Origin of the sequence: Streptomyces manipurensis, assembly GCF_049570255.1 — a bacterium.
GTDB lineage: Bacteria > Actinomycetota > Actinomycetes > Streptomycetales > Streptomycetaceae > Streptomyces > Streptomyces manipurensis.
Genome location: NZ_CP186950.1, coordinates 3,583,490 through 3,606,169 on the forward strand (window position 1 = coordinate 3,583,490; position 22,680 = coordinate 3,606,169).

Genomic DNA, 22,680 nt, shown 5'->3' on the forward strand with positions numbered 1-22,680 from the left:
CTCTCCGGTCAGGACACCGGGGCCGTCAGGTCGTACAGGGTGGTCCCGCCGACCGTGGACGGCATGAACGTGGCCTTGACCCAGGTCTCGATCTCCGAGCTGGTGCCTCCGCCGGGGCCCCCGCCACCGCGCGGACCGCCACCGCCCTGGCCTCCCGTGCCCTGGCCGCCGTCGCGTACGGCGCCGTCGGTGGCCTCGGGCCCGCCGGTGCCGCCGGCCCCGCCGATGAACCAGTGGATCTTCCCCTCCCGCACGTACTCCTTGAACTGTTCCAGGGTCGGCGAGGGGTCGCTGCCGTTGAAGCCGCCGATCGGCATGACGGGCGCCCCCGAGGCCAGCTGGTAACCGGCCGCGTTCTGCGATCCGACGGCCGCCGCCGCCCACGTGTACCGGTCGGCGTCGGCGGTGAGGGCCGCCTCGGCCTCGGCACTGACCTTGGCACCGTTCAGCAGCCCGCCGAACCCGCCCGGGCCTCCGCCGGCCCCGCGCTCGCCCCGGCCCTGCGGCATCCCGCCCGGGGGCATCGCGCCCGGGGGCATGCCGCCCTGCTGCCCGCCCGTGCCCCGCTGACCGAAGCCGTGCCGGAAGCCGCCCGGTGCCCCCTGACCGCCCTGGCCGTCCTGGCCGTCCGGGCCGTCCGGGCCGCCCTGGCGCATCTCACCCGCGCCGCCGGGACCCCCGGGCCCGCCCGCGATGCCGCCGGGGCCGCCCCGGCCTCCGGCCACCGCGGGCCCGGCGGTCACGATGGAACCGGTGTGCGCGGTGCTCACGGTGGTCATGCAGTAAGCGAACGGCCCGGCGAGAGCCGCGGCCACGCCCAGGGCCGCGGTGGCCCGCAGCGCCTGCCGGCCGGCCCGCGCCGCGAACGGCAGCGCGACCGCGGCGAGCAGACCGCCCACCAGCACCGCCCAGCGCAGCCACGGCAGGTACCCGGTGGCCCGGCCCAGCAGGACGAACGACCACACCGCGGTCAGGGCGAGGGTGCCGGACAGGGCGGCCGCGGCGGCCGCGGAGCCCCGCTCCTCCCACAGCACGGCGGTGCCCATGCCGATCAGCGCCGCCACGAAGGGCGCCAGCGCCACGGTGTAGTACTCGTGGAAGATGCCCTGCATGTAGCTGAAGACCAACGCGGTGATCAGGAGGGATCCGCCCCAGGCCAGGAAGGCCGCGCGCGCCATGCCCTCGACCGAGTCGGTGGCCCGGCGGGCCCGCCAGGTGATCACCAGTCCGGCGACGAGCAGGACCAGGGCGGCCGGCAGCAGCCAGGAGATCTGTCCGCCGATGTTCCCCGAGAAGAGCCGGTCGATGCCGGTCTCCCCCCAGCCGCCGCCCCCGGGACCTCCGCCACCGCCGACGCTGCCGGTCTCGTTGCCGTTGATCCGCCCGAGCCCGTTGTAGCCGAGGGTCAGTTCCAGGAAGGAGTTGTTCTGCGACCCGCCGATGTACGGGCGGGAGGACGCGGGCCACAGCTCCACCACGGCCACCCACCAGCCGCCGGACACCACCATCGCCACCCCGGCGAGCAGCAGCTGCCCCAGCCGCCTGCGCAGCCCGGTGGGCGCGCAGACCGCGTACAGCAGGGCGAGAGGCGGCAGGATCACGAAAGCCTGGAGGGTCTTGGTGAGGAAGGCCAGGCCGACCGCCGCGCCGGCCCACACCAGCCAGCGTGTGTGCGCCCCTTCGAGGGCCCGCAGCAGGCAGTACACCGTGACGGTCAGCAGCAGCGTCAGCAGCGCGTCCGGGTTGTTGAAGCGGAACATCAGCGCGGCGACGGGCGTCAGCGCGAAGGCGCCGCCGCTCAGCAGTGCGGCGCCCGGGCCGAACTGGCGGCGCACCGAGGCGTACAGCACGGCCGTGGTCGCGACGCCCATGAGGGCCTGGGGGACGAGGATCTGCCAGGCGCCCAGTCCGAAGAGCCGGACCGACAGCATCATCGGCCACAGGGAGGCCGGCGGCTTGTCGACGGTGATGGAGTTGCCGGCGTCCGAGGAGCCGAAGAAGAAGGCCTTCCAGCTCTCGCTGCCCGCCTGGACGGCCGCGGAGTAGAAGGAGTTGGCGTATCCGGAGGCGCCGAGGTCCCACAGGAGCAGGACGGCCGTGGCGACCAGCAGACCGGCGAAGGCGGGCCGCTCCCAGCGGGGGGCCGCGGTACGGGCTCCGGCCGCGGCGGCGGGGAAGAGGGGGAGTGCTGCCGTGGTCATCGGCCCTCCTTGGAGACAGGGGTCGGGGTCGGGACAGCCCGGGTGCCGCGCCGCTCGGGGAAGACCCAGGCGCGCAGCAGCAGGAAGCGCAGCACGGTGGCCGCGAGGTTGGCGGTGATCAGCACGGCAAGCTCGGTGCTGTGCGCGGGATCGGCCGTGGCCGCGCCGAGGGCGGCGAGGGAGCCGCTGGTGAGCGCCAGCCCGATGCCGAACACCACCAGCCCCTGCGCCTGGTGGCGTACGGCCCGCTCCCTGCCACGCACCCCGAAGGTGAGCCGGCGGTTCGCCGCGGTGTTGGCGACGGCCGAGAGCAGCAGGGCGGCGCCGTTGGCGAGCTGTGGGCCGGCCACGCCGCGGAACGCGGAGTACAGCAGCAGGTACAGGAGGGTGGACAGGACTCCGACGGTGCAGAAGCCGATGAGCTGGCGGGCCAGCCCGCCGTCCACGCCGGGTACGGCCGTGCGGTCGCGCGGGTCGTCGCCGAAGGGGCGGGCGAGCCGGTCGAGGGGGAGTGCTCCGACGGCCAGGGCCCGGCCCACGCGCCAGACGCCCTTCAGGTCCTCGGTGGCCGTGCGGACGATGTGCACCGTGGAGTCGGGGTCGTCGACCCAGTCCACCGGTACTTCGTGGATGCGCAGTCCGGCCCGCTCCGCGAGCACGAGCAGCTCGGTGTCGAAGAACCATCCGCTGTCCTCCACCAGCGGCAGCAGCCGCTCGGCCACCTCGCGCCGGATCGCCTTGAACCCGCACTGGGCGTCACTGAAGCGGGCGGCGAGGGAGGAACGCAGCAGGAGGTTGTAGGCGCGGGAGACGAACTCCCGCTTGGCCCCGCGCACGACCCGGGAGGAACGTGCCAGGCGGGTGCCGATGGCGAGGTCGGAGTGGCCGGAGATCAGCGGCGCGACCAGTGGCAGCAGGGCGTTGAGGTCGGTGGAGAGGTCGACGTCCATGTAGGCGAGGACGGGCGCGTCGGACCGGGACCAGACCGTGCGCAGTGCCCTGCCCCGGCCCTTCTCCTCCAGCCGGGTGCTGCGCACGCAGTCCAGTGCGGCGGCCAGGCCGGCCGCGACCTCGGGCGTGCGGTCGGTGCTCGCGTTGTCGGCGACCGTGATCCGGAAGGAGTAGGGGAAGGTGCGGCTGAGGTGTTCGTGCAGGCGCTGCACGCACGGGCCGAGGTCCTTCTCCTCGTTGAAGACCGGGATCACCACGTCGAGGACGGGCTCGCCGGGCACGGGCGCGAGGGGCGCCCGTGTCGGGAGGGCCCCGGGAGAGGTGTCGGTTGGCATGCTCCGACCTTCCCGGTGTGGCCTGTCACCTCAGTGTGGTGATCCTGTGGCCCGTCTGTGAGTCCAGCGCGGCGGACCCGGCGAACGGCAGGAGGACCTCGAAACGGGTCTGCCCCGGCTCGCTCGTCACGTCCACCCGCCCGCCGTGAGCCGTGACCAGGGCCTGGACGATGGCCAGCCCGAGGCCGGTGGAGCCCGCCGCGCGGGAGCGGGAGGCGTCGCCGCGGGCGAAGCGTTCGAAGACCCGGGGGAGCAGCTCGGGGGCGATTCCGGGCCCGTCGTCCTCGACGCGCAGCAGGACGGAGTCTGTTTCACGTGAAACATGGGCGGTGACGGTGGTGCCGGGCGGGGTGTGCGTACGGGCGTTTGCCAGCAGGTTGACCAGGATCTGCTGGATCCGGGCCGGGTCGGCGGCTACGGTCGCGGGCTCCTGGGGCAGGTTCAGCCGCCAGTGGTGCCCGGGACCGGCGGCGCGGGCGTCGCTGACGGCGTCGATGACGAGCGGCACGAGGTCGGATCCCGGACCGGGCTCGGCAGCGGCCCCCGACCGAGCACCGGATACGGCGCTGGCACCGGCACCGGCACCGGCACCGGGCGTAGTGGGCGCGAGCTGCTGCGCCGCGTCGAGCCGGGCCAGCAGGAGCAGGTCCTCCACCAGCCCGGTCATCCGGGTGGCCTCGGACTCGATGCGGGACAGCGCGTGCCGGGTGTCGGGCCCGGGCTCCTCCCGCCCGCGGCGGGTCAGCTCGGCGTACCCGCGGATGGAGGCCAGGGGGGTGCGCAGCTCGTGGCTGGCATCGGCGACGAACTGTCTGACCCTGGTCTCGCTCTGCTGGCGCGCCATGAGGGCGGAGGAGACGTGCCCGAGCATCCGGTTGAGGGCCGCGCCGACCTGACCCACCTCGGTACGGGGGTCGGCCTCGGTGTCCGGGACCCGCTCGTGCAGGGCCGGCTCGCCCTTGTGCAGGGGCAGTTCGGACACCCGGGTGGCCGTCGCGGCCACCCGGCGCAGCGGCCGCAGGGCCACCCCGACGAGGGCCTGCCCCGCGAGGGAGGCGGCGATCAGCCCGGCCAGGGTCACGCAGATCTCCACGACCACCAGGGTGCGCACGGTCGAGTCGACCTCCCGGAGGGGGAAGCCGAGGACGAGGGTGCCGTCGGGGGAGGCCCGCACCCGGTAGGCCCCGAGACCCGGGAGATCGGCGTCCACCGGGCGGGACGCGTCCCGGCCCGCCGCCCTGCCCGCCGCGGCGAGCGCCGCGGTCTGGGCCTCGGTGAGCAGCGGCAGCCGCTGCCCGGACGCCCAGCCCTCGACGGTCTCGTTGAGGGCGCTCCCGAGGACGGCGCCGTCCGCGTCCAGGTGGATCCCCGCGGCGTCCAGCGGGCTGCCGGGGGGCATGAAGAAGCCCGAGGCGTTCTCCCTGGCCTCCCTCGCTTCCCTGGCCGTCTTGCTGCCGCCGGAGAGCCGGGGGGCCGGTTTGAGGGCGCCGGTGAGCTGCTCGTCGGTCTGGGTGACCAGGTACGAGCGCAGGGCGAGGGTGGTGACCGTTCCGATGGCCGCGCCCACGACGGCGATCAGGGCCACCGCCGAGACGACGAGCCGGGTCCGCAGGGACCAGGGGCGGCGTGCGCGCGGTCGCCGCTTCCCCCGAAGGGCCACTACTCGGCCGGCTTGATCAGGTACCCGGCGCCGCGCCGGGTGTGGATCATCGGTGCCATGCCGATACCGCTCTCCAGCTTCCTGCGCAGGTAGGAGATGTAGAGCTCCACCACGTTGGCCTGCCCGCCGAAGTCGTAGGACCACACGCGGTCCAGGATCTGCGCCTTGCTCAGGACGCGCCGCGGGTTGCGCATCAGGTAGCGCAGCAGCTCGAACTCGGTGGCGGTCAGGTGGATGTCCCGGCCGCCCCGGACCACCTCGTGGCTGTCCTCGTCCAGCTGCAGGTCCCCGACGGCGAGCACCGAACCGCCGCGCGCGGCCTGGGCCGCCCCGGAACGCCGCACCAGGCCGCGCAGCCGGGCCACGACCTCCTCCAGGCTGAAGGGCTTGGTGACGTAGTCGTCGCCACCGGCCGTGAGCCCGGCGATCCGGTCCTCCACGGAGTCCTTGGCGGTCAGGAACAGCACGGGGACCTGGGGGATCTCCCGGCGCAGCCGCCCGAGGACGGCCAGGCCGTCCATGTCGGGGAGCATGACGTCGAGGACCACCACGTCGGGCCGGAACTCGCGCGCCGCCCGGACGGCCCCGGCGCCGTCACCGGCGCTGCGCACCTCGCAGCCCTCGTAGCGCAGGGCCATGGACAGCAGCTCGGAGAGCGAGGCCTCGTCGTCGACGACGAGGACCCGGCAGGGGCCGCCGTCGGGCCGGACCAGGGCGGAGGGGAGGCTGGCGGACGTGGACGCGTGAGAGGTGGTCGTCGCAGTCATACCCACCACGGTGTCCGGGGCCTCTGAGAGCGTTCTTGTCCCTCTCTGTGAATTTCCTGAGAAAGGAACGGGGTCGTCCGCCGGTCAGGTGCCGAGCCCGAACAGCCGGGCGCCGTTGTCGTGGCAGACCGCCCGCAGCCAGTCGTCGCCGAGGCCGAGGCGTTCGAGGGCGACGAGCTGGTGCTCGTAGGGGTAGGGGATGTTCGGGTAGTCGGTGCCGAGCAGGATCCGGTCGCCGAGGTCCGCGAGCCGGCCGAGATCTCCGGGCGGGAAGCCCCCGCCGAGCCGCGCCGAGAAGTCCGTGAACGCCATGGTGGTGTCCAGGCGCACCTCGGGGTGGTGGTCGGCGAGGTCGAGGAAGTCGGCGTACTCGGGCATGCCCATGTGGGCCACGATCAGCGGCAGCCTCGGATGGCGGGCCAGCAGACGGGCCACCGGGGCGGGACCGGTGTGTTTGCCGGGGGTGGGCCCCGAGCCGCAGTGGATCACGGTCGGTACGCCGGCCTCCGCGAGCAGTCCCCAGACGGCGTCGAGGCGGTCGTCGTTCGGGTCGTAGCCGCCGACCTGGAGGTGCGCCTTGAACACCCGGGCCCCGGCGGCGACGGCCTGGCCCACGTAGTCGACGGCCCCGTCCTCGGGGAAGAAGGTCGCCGTGTGCAGGCAGTCGGGCGTGCGGCCGGCGAAGTCGGCCGCCCAGGCGTTGAGCCAGGCACCCATCTGCGGTTTGTGCGGGTAGAGCATGGAGGTGAAGGCGCGGACGCCGAACTCCCGCAGGAGCGCGACGCGCTGCTCCTCCTCGTGCCGGTAGGTGATGGGCCATTCCACGCCGGTCAACGGACCGACCGCGTCGAAGTAGTCCCAGACCTTGTGCAGGACCCGCTCGGGCATGAAATGCGTGTGGACGTCGACCAGTCCGGGGATGCCGAGCCGCTCCCGGAAGGCGCGGACCGCCTCAGCCGTTGCGGACAAAGCCGTGGCTCCGCTCGACGGTGGCGACGTGCAGGGTGTAGCTCTCGTACCAGTCGGCACGGCCCTGGCCCATGGCCGCTCGGTGGTCGGCGTCCTCCCGCCACGCGGCCAGGGAGTCGTGGTCGCGGAAGTAGGCGACGGTGATGCCGAGACCGCCCGGGGTGCGCGCGGACTCGTAGCCGAGCAGCCCGGGATTGGCCCCCACGATCTCCTCCATCCGCGCGAGGGTCTCGGGGTATCCGGTCGCGTCGGCGGTCCGGACATTGCTGAAAACGGCCATGACATAGGGCGGTTCGAAGGCCGCCACCGGCTGAGTGGTCATGTCCACCACCCTCTGTGGAGCACCCCGCCGTGTCCACCGCGAACGGGCCCGGGAGCCCAAAGGGATCCAAGTCTTGACCATGGACCGCCGGGAACCGCCCCCGCGCGGCCCCCACCGCCCGCCCTTCCGCAGCCGTCCCGTCAGAACAGCCCGTCCTGTTCGGTGGCGGTACCGGCCGCGGCGGGGATCCTGACCACCGGCACGGAGGTCACCGCGTCCGGCTCGGGGACCGCGAGCTCCCAGCCGGCCAGCAGCCGGGTGTCGACCACGAGCCCGTCCGCGAGGTGGAGGTCGGGCCCCGCGGCGCCGACGAACCGCCCGACGACGGCGCCGCCCGCCACCATCTCCGCGACCACCCGCGCCGGAGCGGGCAGCCCCGCCCAGCCGTCCATCCCGAACGCCCTCGCGTGGTCGGTCACTTCGCACACGAGAGGCTCCAGCGAGTCCGGCCACCCGGCCAGCGCCGCCGCCCGGGCGTGCAACTCGGTAACCTCACGGGCCCGCTCCGGGGCGCCGGGCAGGTGCGCCCGTACGGCGCGCTTGCGGGCGTACGCGATCCGGTCGGGCACCCCGAGGGCGGCCCGCAGCAGTTCCTCGGTGCGCCGCGCGGCCATCAGCGGCCCGCGGCCCAGCCAGGCCCAGGCGACCGCGCCCTGTTCCAGCAGCCGGGCCGCACCGCGCTCCTCGGCGGTGATGCCGACCTTGACCATCCCGGGCCCGAACCAGGCCAGATAGACCCGATAGGTCCGCGGATCGGCCGCGTTGGTGTCGGCCGCCACGGAGAAGGAACGGTCGAGACGGGCGCAGGCGGGGCACTGGGCGTTGCCCGCGCGGCCGGGCACGGTGGCGGAGGTGGGGCAGGCCGTGTGCCTGCCGCCCCGCCACACGCCGAGGCAGTGCCGTTCCCCACGCGCGACGAAGGCCAGCCGCTGCCCGTGGACGAGCGCGCTCGCCCGCTCCGCCCGCCCGTCCCCGCACCATCCGATGGCGGGCCCGGCGTCCTTCCACCGCAGCCCGGTGCACCACCAGGTCACAGCGGCAGCGGCCGCTCGAAGAAGGTGTCCAGGACGACGGTGGCGTGCGTCCCGCTGACGCCGTCGATGGCGTAGAGGCGGCGCAGCACGTCCTGCAGCTGCTCCGTCGAGGCCGTGCGCACCTTGACCAGCACGGACGCGCTGCCCGCGATGATGTGCGCCTCCTGGATCTCGGGGATCGCGGCGAAGTCCCCGGCGGACTCTCCCATCCAGGCGTTGGAGTCGACCATCACGAAGGCGAGCACCCCGCTGCCGACGGCGGCCGGGTCGATGTCGACGGTTGTCCGGCGGATCACCCCGCGCTCCCGGAGTTTGCGTACGCGCTCGTGCGTGGCTCCGGCGGAAAGCCCGACGGCCGTGCCGAGAGCCGCGTACGACTGCCCGGCGTCCTGCTGCAGGCGCAGGACGAGCGCCCGGTCGATGTCGTCCACGCAATCTTCCTCTCATGGGCCTGACAACCCTTGCGAAGACGGTACCGGATCCTGCAATCTCACCATCAGACCGAAGATAATTCGGCAAGAGACTCTCAGGGAGAATCGTGTGCGGCATAGCCGACCTCGCTTTGTACGAGATCCTGGACGAGCGCTTCCGGACCGGCCGCTGTGCGAACGGCGATGCCCGGCTCGACCGCCTCTACGGCGACTGCCGCTGGGCCGAGGGCCCGCTGCACCTGCCGGCCTGGCGGCAGCTCGTGTGGAGCGACATCCCCAACGACCGGATGCTCCGCTGGGACGAGGCGACCGGCGCCGTCTCCGTCTTCCGCTCCTCGGCAGGCCACCCCAACGGCAACACCCTGGACCGGGAGGGCCGCCTGATCACCTGTGAACAGGGCACCCGCCGGGTGACCCGCACCGAACCGGACGGCCGCCTCACCGTCATCGCCGACCGCTTCGACGGCAAGCGCCTCAACAGCCCGAACGATGCCGTCGTCCGCTCGGACGGCTCCGTCTGGTTCTCCGACCCGGACTTCGGCATCACCAGCGACTACGAGGGCCACCGCGCGCCGAGCGAGATCGGCGCCTGCAACCTCTACCGGGCCGACCCCACGACCGGCACGGTCCGCCTGGTCGCCGACGGCTTCCTCGGCCCGAACGGCCTGGTCTTCTCCCCCGACGAGAGCGAGCTCTACGCGGCGGACACCAGAGCCGGCCACATCCGCGCCTTCACGGTGCGCGACGACGGCACGCTGACCGGCGACCGGGTCTTCGCCCCCTGCCCCGGCGTCGACAACATCCGCTTCGACGACGAGGGCCGGCTGTGGGCGGCCGCCCTGGAGGACGGCGTCCGGTGCCACGCTGCGGACGGCACCCTCATCGGCCGCCTCCGGGTCCCCGAACCGGTCTCGAACATCGCCTTCGGCGGCCCCAGGAACAACCGGCTCTTCATCACCGCCAGCACCTCCCTCTACTCCCTGGTGATGTCGGTGACCGGCCTCCCCCGGGTGCTCTGAGGGAGCGCAGCCCCCGCTACCGGGCGACGAACTGCGTCAGGATCGCCTGCAGCTCGTAGATGTCGACCCCCTTGGTGAAGGTCTTCTCGATCGGCGCCGGGTTCCCGGATATCCAGATCTTGAGCTCGGCGTCGAGATCGAAGTGGCCCGCGGTCTCCACGGAGAAGTGCGTGATGCTCCGGTACGGCACGGAGTGGTACTCCACCTTCTTGCCGGTGAGCCCCTGCTTGTCGACGAAGACCAGCCTCCGGTCGGTGAGCAGGATCGTGTCGCGGATCAGGACGTACGCGGCGTGCACCTGCTCCCCCGGCCCGAGCAGCCGCGCGTAGTCCCGCTGGGCCGACACGTGGTCGACGGTGTGTGCGTTCCCGAACAGTCCCATGAGTGCCCCCTTTTCCCGCTTCGGTCGATGTACAAGGACCGTAGCGAGGCGGGCGTGTGGCCGGCGTCCCCCGCAGGAGCCATCCCGCCCCTGACATCTCCCGGGGGACCCCCTCCCCACCGAGGAGGATCCGCCCACACCGGAAAACGCCAGAGGCCCCGGACTTTCGTCCGGGGCCTCTGGCCTGCTGTGCACTCGGCAGGATTCGAACCTGCAACCTTCTGATCCGTAGTCAGATGCTCTATCCGTTAAGCTACGAGTGCTTGGGCTTCCCGGGGTTTTTCGCCCCGTTGGCCTTGCGAGAACAACAATACATGGACCTCGCCGGGACGCGAAATCCATTAGCCAAACCCCTGCTGACCTGCGGAAACGCTCCGGACGTAGATCGTCCGGATGGATTCGCACAAAGGTCGGGCGGATGAGGACGCCCTCGGAACGGCGGCCTCGCGGACCGCACGTCCGGCGCCCGGAACACCCTCCGGCACGACACGGGACCCGGAACGCATCGAAGCCCCGGTCCTGACGGACCGGGGCTTCGATGAACTGCGGAGGCGGAGGGATTTGAACCCTCGATGGGGTGTAAGCCCCAAACCGCATTAGCAGTGCGGCGCCATAGACCGGACTAGGCGACGCCTCCAGCACACCCCCGCGTACGAAGGTGCGTGCAGATGATGACACAGGCGCAGGGCCCCTCACCAATCCGCTCCCACGGTACTAGGCGGGACGGGCCCAGGGCAAAGCCTTAAAGCCCCCGCCGCACGCAACATCGGCGCCCCCGCGTCGTTGGTCAGTCGTACGACGTACGGACGACCTGGAGTGCCCCATGCTGCGTCTCGCCGCCTTCGCCGTCACCTCGGCCCTGGCCACCGCGGCGGTCGGACCGCTGCCCCCGCTGCCCCTGGGACGGCTGCTGGCGACGCCCGACCGCCTCACCATGACCATGGCCGACACGGGCAACCGCCAGCTGGACCGCGAGTACCGCCTCGAGTGCGACCCGGCCGGCGGCGACCACCCCGAGGCGGAGGGCGCCTGCGCCCGGCTGGACCAGCTCGCCCGGGAGGGCCGGGACCCCTTCGCCCCCGTCCCCGCGGACCGGATCTGCACGAAGCAGTACGGAGGGCCGGCGACCGCGCGCATCACCGGAACGTGGAACGGGCAGAAGGTGAACGCCACCTTCCGCCGTACCGACGGATGCGAAATCAAGCGCTGGGACGAGTTGGAACCTCTGCTTCCGAGTGGGCGTTCCTGACCTGGGAGGATGCTCGGGAGGAGCGCGATCCGCCCCACATCGGCCACTGCGCCGCGGGGCTGTGGCCTTAGACTCCTCCCGTGACTTGCCGGTAGTCGTTGGTCAGGGAGGAAGCTCGTCGTGAGCAGCAGGCCATCCCGAGGCGCTGCTCGCCTCGCAGCAATACTCGACGCCCTTCCGGACGCGCTGTTGCTCGTCAACGCCAACGGCACGGTCGTCAACGCGAATTCGATCGCCCTCGAGGTGATGGAGAGCCCCGGCACCGGCCTCGTCGGCCGCGGCCTGCTGGACCTCCTGCCCGAGTTCGACTCCAAGCTGATCCCCGGCTCCATGCGCCGGCCCGGCGACGACGACGGCGGCCGCACCAAACCCAAACGGATGATCGCGCGCCGCACCGACGGCTCCGAGTTCCCCGTAGAGGTCACCAGCGCCCATCTCGACGGCCGCGACGCCTACCGCGAGCCGCAACCCGCCTACACCGGCGACGAGCTGCTGATGCTCGTGGTCCGGGACCTCTCGCAGACCGTGGACACCGAGGCCGAGCTGGCCCGCTCCCAGCGGCAGACCGAGATGATCCTGCGGGCCGCCGCCGAGGGCGTCGTGGGCACCGACACCGACGGCCGCGTGGTGCTGGTCAACCCGGCCGCCGCCCAGATCCTCGGCTACCGCGCCACCGACCTCGGCAACCGCGAACTGCACGGCCTGGTCCAGCACTCCCGCGCCGACGGCTCCCCCTTCCCCTTCGAGGAGTCCCCGCTCGCCGACACCCTGCGCAGCGGACGCAAGCACCGCGTCCGCAGTCAGGTGCTGTGGCACAAGTCCGGCCGGCCCGTGGCCGTCGACCTGACGACCTCCCCCGTCCGGGACGGCGAGCAGCTCGTCGGCGCCGTCATGACCTTCACCGACCGCCGGCCCTACGACGCCCTGGCCGCCCGGCACGCCCAGCTGCTGGCCGTCCTCGGCGAATCTCTGCGCGGCCCGCTGGACGAGCTGCGCGGCGAGCTGGCGACGCTGGCCGCCGACGACGCGGGACAGCTGTGGCCCGAGGCCAACCAGCTGCTGCACCACCTCGCCGCCGGGTACTCGCGGATGACCGCGCTGGTGGACAACGTGCTCGGCTTCCAGCGGCTGGACGCCGGCAGCGACAAGCTCTCCAAGAAGAAGGTGCTGATCAACGGCGTGGTCGCGGACGGCGTCGACGGCGCGGTCGAGCTGATCGGGCCGGGCCGGGCACAGTTCGCCGTCCACGCGCCCACCATCGAGGCCGAGGTGGACGCCGAGCGGATCGCGACCGCCCTCGCGCACCTGATCGCGGACGTCGCCGGGGTGGACGCCACCGGCAAGACCCGGCAGGGCAGCGGCTACAGCGACTCCACGATCGTGGTGGCCGCCGCGCAGCGCGGCGATGTCGTACGGATCGAGGTGCGCGGCCCGTACGAGGGCGGCAGCCCGGTCCACGAGCCGGTCGTACGGGGCATCGTGGCCGCGCACGGCGGCGTGCTGCAGACGGTGGAGGTGCCGGGCGCACCCGGCGGGGCCTACGTGCTGGAGCTGCCGCTCGGCTCGGGCGCGGGGACGGTGACCCTGCCCGACACGCCGGAGCCGGAACCGGCGCCGGACGGCGCGGACGGGGCCGGGACGGCTGCGGGCGCAGCGCCCGGCAAGGTGTCCGGCGGCCGCCGGGGCCGCCGCGGCGTGGACGCCTTCCTCGAGGACGAGGCCCCGGCGTCCGGGGCCGGCCAGGGCGGGGGCGCGCTGGCGCTGCCGTCCGGAAGGCGGCGCGCGGGCGAAGCCGGCCCGCCTCCCGCAGCCCCCGAACTCGCGCAGTCCCCGGTGAACCCGGCCGGGCTCGGCACCGGCCGCAGGCGCGGCCGGGCCGGCGACGGCAGCGGCGAGGGCGACCCCGAGGGCCGGGGCGCGGCCGGCCGTGCCGGGGAGCCGCAGGGCACCGCCATGCCCGCACTCCCGCCGGTCCCCGCGGTACCGGTGACCGAGCACCCCGCCGGGCGGCGGCGCGCGCTGGGCGCGGCCGGTCCGGCCCAGCCGGGCGGTCCCGTTCCGGCCACCGGGCTCGGGCCGACGCCCGTACCGGCACGGCCCGTCGCGCCCGAGGGCGGCTTCGCGCTTCCCGCGGGGCCGACTCCGGCTCCCGCAACCGCGCCGGTGCCCCCGACGGGCGGTTCCGCTTCTGCTTCTCCCGAGGCCCGGGACGAGTCCGACGCCGAGGCCGCGGCCGGGCGGCGGGGCCGCCGCGTGCTCGGAGCCCCGGGCGGCGAGCCCGAGCCGGCCGCCGCACAGCCGGACGCACCCGCCGAGAACCCGACGGGCCGCCGCCGTGCCCTGGCCGGGGCTCCGGCCTGGCCCGTGCCGGGGGCCCGTACCGCCACCGAGGACGAGGACACAGGCCAGCCCGCCGTACCCGGTGCGCGACAGCCGCAGGACCCCTCCCCGCAGGGGCAGGGGGCACAGCCGATCAGCGTGCGCGCGCTCGGCACCCTGGGTCAGGGCGTGTCGGTGGACCCGGCCGCCCAGGGCCCCGCTTCCGGTTCCGGTTCCGGCCGTCGCCGGCGGCTCGCCGAACCGGCGCCGCAGGGCCGGGCCTTCGCCATAGGGGCTCCGGAGGCCGGTGCCGACGAGGGCCCCGAGCCGCTGGACGGTCCGGGCGGCGCGGTCGAGGTGGTCAACCGGCCCGTGCCGCAGCCCGTGGACGACGAGCTCCCGCCGGAGCCCCTGGACAACCCGCGCCGGCTGCTGGTGTGGCCCGCGCCCGACGTGCAGACGCAGCAGGCGCTCAGCGACCGCGGCTACCGACCGGTGATCGTCCACTCCCGTGAGGAAGTGGACGCGCAGATCGCCGCGTTCCCCGCCGCGCTGTTCGTGGACCCGCTGACCGGGCCGATCACCCGGACCGCGCTCCAGTCCCTGCGGCAGGCCGCGGTGGCCGCGGAGGTGCCGGTGCTGGTCACGGCCGGGCTGGGGCACGCCACACGGGAGGCGGCGTACGGAGCCGACCCGGCGGTCCTGCTGAAGGCCCTGGCGCCGCGCGACAGCGAGCAGCACCCCTCCCGGGTGCTGCTGATCGAGGAACACGACGAGATCGCGACGGCGCTGACCGCCGCCCTGGAACGGCGCGGCATGCAGGTGGCCCGGGCGGGCGCGGACACCGACGCGGTGGAGCTGGCGACGCGCATGCGGCCCAACCTGGTGGTGATGGACCTGATGCAGGTGCGCCGCCGCCGGGCCGGGATCGTGGACTGGCTGCGCGCCAACGGGCAGCTGAACCGCACCCCGCTGGTCGTCTACACCGCGACCGGCATCGAAGCCGCCGAACTGCCGAAGCTGGCCTCGGGCGAGAGCGTGCTCTTCCTCGCCGAGCGGGCCACGACGGCCGATGTGCAGGGCCGCATCGTGGACCTGCTGGCCAAGATCGGAACCAACTAGTCATCCTGGCCGCATGGCCATCACCCGTACGAGCGAGCACACCGTCCCCGCCGACAACGGGGAGGTGAACCTGCTCATCGCGCGGCAGGTGGACCCGGGCCACGAGGAGACCTTCGAGGCCTGGGCCCACGGGATCCTGGAGACGGCCGCGGGTTTCCCGGACCACCTCGGCTACGGGCTCTTCCGCCCGGCGACGGAGGGCGGGCCCTGGTTCCTGGTGCACCGCTTCCGCAACCAGGCGGCCTTCCAGCGCTGGCAGGACTCCCCGGAGCGCGCGGAGTGGTTCTCCAACTGCCTCGGCCACCACCACACGGAGATAGCCCGGCGGGAACTGCACGGCATGGAGACCTGGTTCGCCAAGCCGGGGACGACCCGGCCCGCGCCGCCACGGTGGAAGATGGCGATCAGCTCGGGGCTGGCCATCTTCCCGATCTCGCTCGTGGGCAACGCGGTGCTCGGGCCGTATCTGGTGGATCTTCATTTCGTGCTCCGGACGGCGGCCTTCGCCGCCGTCTTCAGCACCCTGATGACCTACGTGGCCATGCCTGCCGTGAGCAGGCTCCTGCGGCCGTGGCTCACCCGGGGATGACGGGTCAGTCGAGCGTGGTCACGTCCAGCGCGCCGTCGGCGTACTGCCGGCGGATCACCTTCTTGTCGAACTTGCCGACGCTGGTCTTCGGGACGGCCTCGATGATCGTCCAGCGTTCCGGCAGCTGCCACTTGGCGATGGTCTGCGAGAGGAACTCGCGCAGAGCCACGTAGTCGGCGGTCGAGCCCTCCTTGAGCACGACGGTGGCCAGCGGACGTTCCCCCCACTTCTCGTCCGGGACGGCGACGACCGCCGCCTCGGCGACCTCCGGGTGCGCCATCAGGGCGTTCTCCAGCTCGACGCTGGAGATCCACTCGCCGCCGGACTTGATGACGTCCTTCGCCCGGTCGGTGAGGGTGAGGTAGCCGTCGGGGCTGATGACACCCACGTCGCCGGTCTTGAGCCAGCCGTCGGCGCTGAACTTGTCCTCGGGCGTGAAGGCTTCGCCGGACGCACCGCCGTAGTAGGCGCTCGCGATCCAGTTCCCGCGCACCTCCAGCTCACCGGCCGACTCCCCGTCCCAGGCCAGCAGGTCGCCGCCCGTTCCGACCAGACGGGCCTCGACACCGGCCGGGAAACGGCCCTGGGTGATCCGGTACGGCCACTCCTCCTCGGGGCCGAGGCCGGCGGGCGGGTGGGCCATCGTGCCCAGCGGGGAGGTCTCGGTCATGCCCCAGGCGTGACAGAGACGGACGCCGAGCTTGTCGTAGGCCTCCATGAGGGAGGGCGGACAGGCCGCGCCGCCGATGGTGACCTGCTTCATCGAGGTCAGGTCGCGGGGGTTGGCGGTGACCTCGGCCAGCAGCCCCTGCCAGATGGTCGGCACGGCAGCGGCGTGGGAGGGCTTCTCCTGCTCGATCATGTCGGCGAGCGGGGCGGGCTGCAGGAAGCGGTCCGGCATCAGCATGTTGATGCCGGTCATGAAGGTGGCGTGCGGCAGGCCCCAGGCGTTCACATGGAACTGCGGGACCACCACGAGGGTGGTGTCCTTGTCGGTCAGCCCCATCGACTCGGCCATGTTGACCTGCATGGAGTGCAGGTAGATGGAGCGGTGGGAGTAGACGACGCCCTTCGGGTCCCCGGTGGTGCCGGAGGTGTAGCACATCGCCGCGGCCTGGCGCTCGTCCAGCTCGGGCCAGTCGTAGCTGTCGGAGCGGCCTTCGAGCAGCTCCTCGTACTCGTGCACGCGCACGTTCAGGCCGTCGAGCAGCGAGCGGTCGCCGACCCCGGAGACCACGACGTGCTCGACGGTCGGGAGGTGCGGCAGCAGCGGGGCGAGCAGGGGCAGCAGGGTGCCGTTGGCCAGCACGACCCGGTCGGCGGCGTGGTTGACGATGAAGACCAGCTGCTCCGGGGGGAGCCGAAGGTTCAGCGTGTGCAGGACCGCGCCCATGGACGGGATCGCGAAGTAGGCCTCGACGTGCTCGGCGTTGTTCCACATCAGGGTGGCGACCCGCTCGTCCTGCTGTACACCGAGTTCGTCGCGCAGTGCGCCGGCGAGACGGGTGGCCCGGGTGCCGATTTCGGCGAAGCTGCGGCGGTGCGGCTCAGCCTCCCCGGTCCAGGTCGTGACCTGGGACTTCCCGTGGATCGTCATCCCGTGGCGGAGTATGCGGGTGACGAGGAGCGGTACGTCCTGCATGGTGCTGAGCAAAGCGTCCTCCCGGTGAGCGCTGCGGCGCTGCGGCGGCTACGGATGCAGCCGATTCTGCGCACGTACCGGTCGGCATGTCACTACCCGGGAGTAGAAACCACACTGCGTTTCACGTGAAACATGCTCTCGTTTCACGTGAAACAACGTGGATCTCAGCGCACGGGGGTCAGCTCCGGGTCTTCACGGAGCTTGCCGAGAGCACGGGAGACGGCGCTCTTGACCGTGCCGACCGAGACTCCCAGCAGCTCGGCCGTCTGCGCCTCGCTCAGGTCCTCGTAGTACCGCAGGACGACCATGGCCCGCTGCCGGTCGGGCAGACGGGTCACCGCGCGCCACATCGCGTCCCGGAGGGCCTGGGCCTCCGCGGGGTCGGCGGCCGGGGACTCCTCGGTCTCGGGCAGCTCGTCGCAGACGAACTCGTCGACCTTTCGCTTGCGCCACTGGGAGGTTCGGGTGTTGACGAGGGTCCGCCGGACGTAGCCGTCCAGAGCACGGTGATCCTCTATCCGGTCCCAGGCCACGTACGTCTTCGTGAGGGCGGTCTGGAGCAGGTCCTCCGCGTCGCACGGGTTGGAGGTGAGCGAGCGGGCGGTACGCAAGAGGACCGAGCCGCGGGTACGGACGTACGCCGAGAACGACGGGTACGGCGTCGGATTCGAGGCGAGCGTGCACACAGGCGGGGTCATGTCTCCACGCTAGGAGCGCCCGCTCGGCCTGGAATCGGCCGCAGGTGCCGATGGGGGATCCGTCTCAGGTTGTAGGTGTGGGGCTCTCCCCACCCCCTGAAGGTGGAGGGGTCGGACCGCGCTCTCAGCCGTCCGCGCCGAGGATCAGCCCGGAGGTCGGTACCCCGGTACCGGCCGTGACGAGAGCCCTGGCCGCCCCCGCCACCTGGTTGACCGAGGTGCCGCGCAGCTGGCGGACGGCCTCGGCGATGCCGTTCATGCCGTGCAGGTACGCCTCCCCGAGCTGGCCTCCGTGGGTGTTCAGCGGCAGGGCGTCCGCGGCGACGAAGTCGGCGGCTTCGCCGGGTCCGCAGAAGCCGAACTCCTCCAGCTGCATCAGCACGAAGGGGGTGAAGTGGTCGTAGAGGATGCCGACGTCGATGTCCGACGGGCGCAGTCCGCTGGTGCGCCAGAGCTGGCGGGCGACGACGTCCATCTCCGGCAGGCCGCTCAGGTCGTCACGGTAGAAGGAGGTCATGCCCTCCTGGCGGCGGCCGGCGCCCTGGGCGGCCGCGGTGATCACGGCGGGCGCCTGCCTCAGGTCGCGGGCGCGCTCGGTCGTGGTGACGACGATGGCCTGGCCGCCGTCGGTTTCCTGGCAGCAGTCCAGCAGTCGCAGCGGTTCGACGATCCAGCGCGAGGTCGCGTGTTCGGCGAGGGTGATGGGCCTGCCGTGGAAGTAGGCGGCCGGATTGTTCGCGGCATGGCGGCGGCCGGTGACGGCGACCTGTCCGAAGGCCTCCGGCGTGAGGCCGTGGGTGTGCAGGTAGCGCTGGGCGGCCATGGCCATCCAGGAGGCGGGGGTGAGCAGCCCCCAGGGCAGGGCCCAGCCGAGCGCCGCTCCCTCCGCCGAGGGCTCCCGCTGCTGGACCCCGGATCCGAAGCGCCGGCCGGACCGCTCGTTGAAGGCGCGGTAGCAGACGACGACCTCCGCGACACCGGTGGCCACGGCCAGGGCCGCCTGCTGGACGGTGGCGCACGCCGCACCGCCGCCGTAGTGGATGCGCGAGAAGAAGGAGAGTTCGCCGATGCCCGCCGCCTGCGCGACGGTGATCTCGGGGCTGGTGTCCATCGTGAAGGTGACCATGCCGTCCACGTCGGCCGGGGTGAGGCCGGCGTCGTCGAGAGCGGCGTGCACGGCCTCGACGGCGAGCTTGAGCTCGCTGCGGCCGGAGTCCTTGGAGAACTCGGTGGCTCCGATGCCGGCGACGGCGGCCCGCCCGCCGAGCCCGTCGCGGTTGCGGACGCTCATGCCGGGACCTCCGCGGTGACCGTGCCCGACACGTGGTGGCCCAGGCCGTTGACGCCGACGACGCGGATCTCGACCGTGGTCCCGAGCGCGGTGGTCGCGGCCACGGCGGTGACGGTGCCCGTGAGGGTCATGGTGTCCCCCGGACGGTTGGGGGCGCCCAGACGGATGGCCACCTTGCGCAGGACGGCCCGTGGCCCGAGGTGGTCGGTGACGTAGCGGCCGACCAGACCGTTGGTGGTCAGGATGTTCATGAAGATGTCCGGAGACCCCTTCTCCCGGGCGAGCACCGCGTCGTGGTGCACGTCCTGGTAGTCGCGGGAGGCGATCGCGCCCGCGACGATCAGGGTGCGGGTGACGGGGATCTCCAGCGGCGGCAGCGTGTCGCCGACGTTCATGCCTGTTCTCCCTCGGCTATCGAAGATCCGAGCTCGGCCAGCAGCTCGCTGCCGCAGCCCAGGTAGGCGTCGAGCTGGCGCCCCCACAGGAAATGCCGGTGCACCGGGTGGTCCAGGTCGGCGCCCGTGCCTCCGTGCAGGTGCTGGCCCGCGTGCACGACGCGCTTGCCGGCCTCCGAGGCCCACCAGGCCGCCGTGAGCGCGTGTTCCCGGGCCGGGAGGCCACGGTCGATGCGCCAGGCCGCTTCGTACGCGGTCACCCGGATCGCCTCGGTGTCCATGTACGCGTCGGCCGCCCGCAGCATGACCCCCTGGTTGGTGGAGAGGGGACGGCCGAACTGCTCCCGGGTGGAGGTGTGCTGCACCGCCCGGGCGAGGGAGCCCGCGCAGACCCCGGCCTGGAGACCGGCAAAGGCGGTGCGGGCGGCAGCGAGGACCTCCTCGTAGCCGCCGCCGGAACCGAGTGGTTCGGCCTCGGCCCCGGTGAGCTCCAGACGCCCCGCCGACCAGGGGGCGGTGGTCTCCACCGGGGACGTGCGGACCCCGGGCGCGTCCGTCCGTACGAGCCACAACGCCCGGTCCGTGTCCGGCACCAGCACATGGGTGGCGTCGCGCAGCCAGGGCACGGCCGCTGCGGTCCCGGTGAGACGGCCGCCGGCGGCGCCGATCCGGCCGCGCGCGGGGAAGACGCCCGTGGCCACGGCCTCACCCGAACCCAGGGGCGGAAGCAGACGGGCGCGCTGCTCGGCGCTGCCGTGCGCGGCCACGGCCAGGATCCCGTACACGCAGGTGGCGGCGTAGGGCACCTGCGCGGTGGTGCGGCCCTGCTCCTCCAGCAGGAGGACGAGCCCGAGCAGGCCGATCTCCTCGACGGCGGTGGTCAGCCCGGCCTCGGTGAGGGCCTTCCACAGTTCGGCGTCGCTGCCGGTGCCCGTGGCGACGAGGCGTTCGTGGGTGGCGAGATCGGAGAAGATCCGGGCCGCGAGACCGGCCGCGGCGGCCTGCTCCTCGGTGGGAAGGAAGTCCATCAGCCCTCGCTCCCGCGGAAGACGGGGAGTTCGAGGCCGTCGTCGACGCGCAGGAACTCCAGCCGGACGGGCATGCCGATGCGCACCTTGTCGTAGGGGACACCGGTGATGTTGCTGATCATGCGGACGCCTTCGGCGAGCTCGACGAGGGCGACGGCATAGGGCGGGTCGAAGGCCGGGAAGGGCGGGTGGTGCATGACGACGAAGCTGAACACCGTGCCGGCTCCGGAGGCCTCGACGGTGTCCCAGTCGGGCGAGGAACAGGCGTTGCAGCCCGGCAGCCAGGGGAAGCGGAGGGTGGTGCAGGCGGTGCAGCGCTGGATCAGGAGCCGGTGGTCGCGGACGCCGTCCCAGAACCCCTGGTTGTCGCGGTTGATCACGGGGCGGGGACGCAGCGGGGCGTCCTTCTTCTCGCGCCGGGTCGCGGGGGCGTACTTGAGGATGCGGAAGCGGTGGGTCCCGGCGAGCTCGCCGTCGGCGCGGACGTCCATGCGGGTGGTCACGAAGTGACCGGTGCCCAGCTTGGTGGTCTTGCGCGGCGACACGGACTCGATGACGGCGTCGAAGGTGATCGTGTCACCGGGCCGCAGGGGGCGCAGGTACTCCTGCTCGCAGTCGGTGGCCACGACGGAGGCGAATCCGGCGCCGTCGAGCAGGGAGAGCAGTTCGTCGTAGGCGGAGGAGCGGTCCGTGTGGCCGGAGAGTCCGCCCATCGTCCAGGCCTGGAGCATGGTGGGCGGGGCGACCGGGTCGGGGCCGGTGTAGGCGGGGTGGGTGTCGCCCATGGCCTCGCACCAGTGGCGGATCATCGGCTCGTTGACCGGGTCCTTGCCCCGGCCCCCGGTGGCGGCCGGACGTCCTTCGAAGGCTGCCAGCAGCCGGTGGAAGCGGGCCTCCTCCTCGGCCGCCGTGCCGGTGGCGTCCGCCGTCATCGCTTCCTCCCCTTCATGCCGAGCCGCATCATGGCGACGATCTCCCGTTGGACCTCGCTGACCCCGCCGCCGAAGGTGTTGATCTGCGCGGCCCGGTTCATCCGCTCCAGCTCGCCGCCCGCGAAGGCCCCGGGGCCCCGGACGAACGCCTCCTCGCCCACCACTTCCTGGCACATCCGGTAGACCTCGACGGCGGACTCGGTGCCGAGGAACTTCACGCCGCTGGCGTCACCGGGGGCGAGGCTCCCACTGCCCACGGCCTGGACGAGGCGCCAGTTGAGCAGCCGTACGGCGGCCAGCCGGGCGTGGGCCTCGGCGAGCCGGGAGCGCACCCAGGGCAGGTCGGCGGGGCGCTCCCCGGTGTCCGGGTCGGCGGTGCGGGCGTGGCGGAGGGCGTGCTCGTAGAAGTCCTCGGCCTGCATCCCGATGGCGGCGAGTGCCACGCGTTCGTGGTTGAGCTGGTTGGTGATCAGTCCCCAGCCGCCGTGTTCCGGGCCGACCAGGTGGCCCGCGGGCACGCGCACGGAGTCGTAGTAGGTGGCGGTGGTCGTGAGTCCGCCCACGGTGTCGATCGGTGTCCACGAGAAGCCGGGGTCGCTCGTCGGAACGAGGATGATCGAGATGCCCTTGTGCTTGGGGGCCTGCGGGTCGGTCCGGCAGGCGAGCCAGATCCAGTCTGCGTTCTGGGCGTTCGAGGTGAAGATCTTCTGTCCGTCGACGAGCCAGTCGGTGCCGTCGCGCACCGCTCGGGTGCGCAGGGAGGCCAGGTCGGTGCCGGCCTCCGGTTCGGAGTAGCCGATGGCGAAGACGATCTCCCCGCTGAGGATGCGGGGGAGGAAGTAGTCCTTCTGTTCCGCGGTGCCGTACTTCATGAGGGTGGGGCCCACGGTGTTGAGCGTGACCATCGAGACGGGGGCGCCCGCCCGGTAGGCCTCGTCGAAGAAGACGAACTGCTCGTCCGCGCCACGCCCTCGGCCGCCGTACTCCACGGGCCAGCCGAGGCCGAGGAGTCCGTCGGCGCCCATGCGGCGCAGGAGCTCGCGCTGGCGGACCGGGTCGTCGGGGACCCCGTCGGGCAGCAGGTCCTCGAAGTACGCGCGCAGTTCGGCACGGAGCCGCAGCTGGGCTTCGGTCGGGGCGAGGTGCACGGCGCAGGCCTCCCGGCATCGCATCGTCGAACTATCTGACTGTCCGTCAGATGCGCCCGCGGTGTCAAGGTCGGGAAAGGGATGGGTGGGGCACGGGGCGGGGGCACGGGGCGGCTCGCGCAGACGGGCGCACGCGCGAGGGCGCCCGCGCTACCGGACCCCAGCCGGTCCGGTCGCACGGGCACCCTCAGAGCGT

General features: G+C 72.9%; 20 protein-coding genes and 2 tRNA genes. 4 read left to right on the plus strand and 18 right to left on the minus strand.

The genetic code is table 11. From position 1 onward, the window contains the following. Window positions 1–8 precede the first annotated feature (8 nt). The 8 genes from ACPU2J_RS16525 to ACPU2J_RS16560 all read right to left on the minus strand — a co-directional run bounded on the left by ACPU2J_RS16525 (window position 9) and on the right by ACPU2J_RS16560 (window position 8,670). Window positions 9–2,201, minus strand: a complete 2,193-nt coding sequence (locus tag ACPU2J_RS16525; protein WP_423833518.1) for an ArnT family glycosyltransferase — start codon at window positions 2,199–2,201, stop codon at window positions 9–11. Next, complete coding sequence (locus ACPU2J_RS16530) at window positions 2,198–3,487, minus strand: glycosyltransferase (protein ID WP_420080297.1); 1,290 nt, start codon at window positions 3,485–3,487, stop codon at window positions 2,198–2,200. The genes ACPU2J_RS16525 and ACPU2J_RS16530 overlap by 4 nt, the downstream gene beginning before the upstream one ends. A gap of 25 nt (window positions 3,488–3,512) precedes the next feature. Then, entirely contained in the window at window positions 3,513–5,147 is a 1,635-nt protein-coding gene (locus ACPU2J_RS16535; protein ID WP_420080296.1) for a sensor histidine kinase, read from the minus strand. Next, on the minus strand, window positions 5,147–5,914 hold the full coding sequence (locus ACPU2J_RS16540; RefSeq protein ID WP_420080295.1) for a response regulator transcription factor: 768 nt from the start codon (window positions 5,912–5,914) through the stop codon (window positions 5,147–5,149). Before ACPU2J_RS16540 ends, ACPU2J_RS16535 begins: the two co-directional genes overlap by 1 nt. A gap of 84 nt (window positions 5,915–5,998) precedes the next feature. Further along, on the minus strand, window positions 5,999–6,883 hold the full coding sequence (locus ACPU2J_RS16545; protein WP_423833519.1) for an amidohydrolase family protein: 885 nt from the start codon (window positions 6,881–6,883) through the stop codon (window positions 5,999–6,001). Then, complete coding sequence (locus tag ACPU2J_RS16550; RefSeq protein ID WP_423833520.1) at window positions 6,867–7,205, minus strand: antibiotic biosynthesis monooxygenase family protein; 339 nt, start codon at window positions 7,203–7,205, stop codon at window positions 6,867–6,869. The genes ACPU2J_RS16545 and ACPU2J_RS16550 overlap by 17 nt, the downstream gene beginning before the upstream one ends. A gap of 140 nt (window positions 7,206–7,345) precedes the next feature. Then, window positions 7,346–8,239: a DUF2797 domain-containing protein gene (locus ACPU2J_RS16555; RefSeq protein ID WP_423833521.1), complete on the minus strand. Its 894-nt coding sequence runs from the start codon at window positions 8,237–8,239 to the stop codon at window positions 7,346–7,348. Continuing rightward, window positions 8,236–8,670 carry an Lrp/AsnC family transcriptional regulator gene (locus ACPU2J_RS16560; protein WP_361590089.1) on the minus strand — a complete coding sequence of 145 codons (435 nt, stop codon included), beginning with the start codon at window positions 8,668–8,670 and terminating at the stop codon, window positions 8,236–8,238. Before ACPU2J_RS16560 ends, ACPU2J_RS16555 begins: the two co-directional genes overlap by 4 nt. Before the next feature lie 107 nt (window positions 8,671–8,777). Here ACPU2J_RS16560 and ACPU2J_RS16565 point away from each other — a divergent pair, with 107 nt between their 5' ends. After that, window positions 8,778–9,689 carry an SMP-30/gluconolactonase/LRE family protein gene (locus tag ACPU2J_RS16565; protein WP_423833522.1) on the plus strand — a complete coding sequence of 304 codons (912 nt, stop codon included), beginning with the start codon at window positions 8,778–8,780 and terminating at the stop codon, window positions 9,687–9,689. Window positions 9,690–9,705: 16 nt separating this feature from the next. On the opposite strand, the gene ACPU2J_RS16570 is transcribed toward ACPU2J_RS16565, so the two are convergent. The 3 genes from ACPU2J_RS16570 to ACPU2J_RS16580 all read right to left on the minus strand — a co-directional run bounded on the left by ACPU2J_RS16570 (window position 9,706) and on the right by ACPU2J_RS16580 (window position 10,708). Further along, on the minus strand, window positions 9,706–10,071 hold the full coding sequence (locus ACPU2J_RS16570; protein ID WP_361590083.1) for a PH domain-containing protein: 366 nt from the start codon (window positions 10,069–10,071) through the stop codon (window positions 9,706–9,708). Window positions 10,072–10,261: 190 nt separating this feature from the next. After that, window positions 10,262–10,334 (minus strand) — tRNA-Arg (locus ACPU2J_RS16575). 283 nt (window positions 10,335–10,617) lie between these two features. Next, window positions 10,618–10,708 (minus strand) — tRNA-Ser (locus tag ACPU2J_RS16580). A gap of 186 nt (window positions 10,709–10,894) precedes the next feature. Here ACPU2J_RS16580 and ACPU2J_RS16585 point away from each other — a divergent pair. The 3 genes from ACPU2J_RS16585 to ACPU2J_RS16595 all read left to right on the plus strand — a co-directional run bounded on the left by ACPU2J_RS16585 (window position 10,895) and on the right by ACPU2J_RS16595 (window position 15,350). Continuing rightward, on the plus strand, window positions 10,895–11,320 hold the full coding sequence (locus ACPU2J_RS16585; RefSeq protein WP_361590080.1) for an SSI family serine proteinase inhibitor: 426 nt from the start codon (window positions 10,895–10,897) through the stop codon (window positions 11,318–11,320). 120 nt (window positions 11,321–11,440) lie between these two features. Beyond that, a complete protein-coding gene (locus tag ACPU2J_RS16590) occupies window positions 11,441–14,761 on the plus strand; it encodes a PAS domain-containing protein (RefSeq protein WP_423833523.1) in 3,321 nt (1,106 codons plus the stop codon). A 13-nt stretch (window positions 14,762–14,774) separates the two neighbouring features. Further along, the gene (locus ACPU2J_RS16595) at window positions 14,775–15,350 is read left to right on the plus strand and encodes an antibiotic biosynthesis monooxygenase (RefSeq protein ID WP_420080289.1); all 576 of its coding nucleotides are present in this window, start codon (window positions 14,775–14,777) and stop codon (window positions 15,348–15,350) included. Window positions 15,351–15,354: 4 nt separating this feature from the next. Here ACPU2J_RS16595 and ACPU2J_RS16600 read toward each other — a convergent pair whose 3' ends face one another. From ACPU2J_RS16600 to ACPU2J_RS16630, 7 genes are all read right to left on the minus strand, one after another. Then, window positions 15,355–17,004 carry a long-chain fatty acid--CoA ligase gene (locus ACPU2J_RS16600; protein WP_423833524.1) on the minus strand — a complete coding sequence of 550 codons (1,650 nt, stop codon included), beginning with the start codon at window positions 17,002–17,004 and terminating at the stop codon, window positions 15,355–15,357. A gap of 152 nt (window positions 17,005–17,156) precedes the next feature. Next, complete coding sequence (locus ACPU2J_RS16605; protein WP_361590069.1) at window positions 17,157–17,690, minus strand: SigE family RNA polymerase sigma factor; 534 nt, start codon at window positions 17,688–17,690, stop codon at window positions 17,157–17,159. A gap of 124 nt (window positions 17,691–17,814) precedes the next feature. Further along, window positions 17,815–18,981 (minus strand): lipid-transfer protein, encoded by a 1,167-nt coding sequence (locus ACPU2J_RS16610; protein WP_423833525.1) that lies wholly within the window; start codon window positions 18,979–18,981, stop codon window positions 17,815–17,817. After that, window positions 18,978–19,376: a MaoC/PaaZ C-terminal domain-containing protein gene (locus ACPU2J_RS16615; protein WP_423833526.1), complete on the minus strand. Its 399-nt coding sequence runs from the start codon at window positions 19,374–19,376 to the stop codon at window positions 18,978–18,980. Before ACPU2J_RS16615 ends, ACPU2J_RS16610 begins: the two co-directional genes overlap by 4 nt. Continuing rightward, window positions 19,373–20,404, minus strand: a complete 1,032-nt coding sequence (locus ACPU2J_RS16620; protein ID WP_423833527.1) for an acyl-CoA dehydrogenase family protein — start codon at window positions 20,402–20,404, stop codon at window positions 19,373–19,375. Before ACPU2J_RS16620 ends, ACPU2J_RS16615 begins: the two co-directional genes overlap by 4 nt. Then, a complete protein-coding gene (locus ACPU2J_RS16625) occupies window positions 20,404–21,336 on the minus strand; it encodes a bifunctional MaoC family dehydratase N-terminal/OB-fold nucleic acid binding domain-containing protein (protein ID WP_423833528.1) in 933 nt (310 codons plus the stop codon). Before ACPU2J_RS16625 ends, ACPU2J_RS16620 begins: the two co-directional genes overlap by 1 nt. Further along, window positions 21,333–22,484, minus strand: a complete 1,152-nt coding sequence (locus tag ACPU2J_RS16630; protein ID WP_420082401.1) for an acyl-CoA dehydrogenase family protein — start codon at window positions 22,482–22,484, stop codon at window positions 21,333–21,335. Before ACPU2J_RS16630 ends, ACPU2J_RS16625 begins: the two co-directional genes overlap by 4 nt. Window positions 22,485–22,680 lie beyond the last annotated feature (196 nt).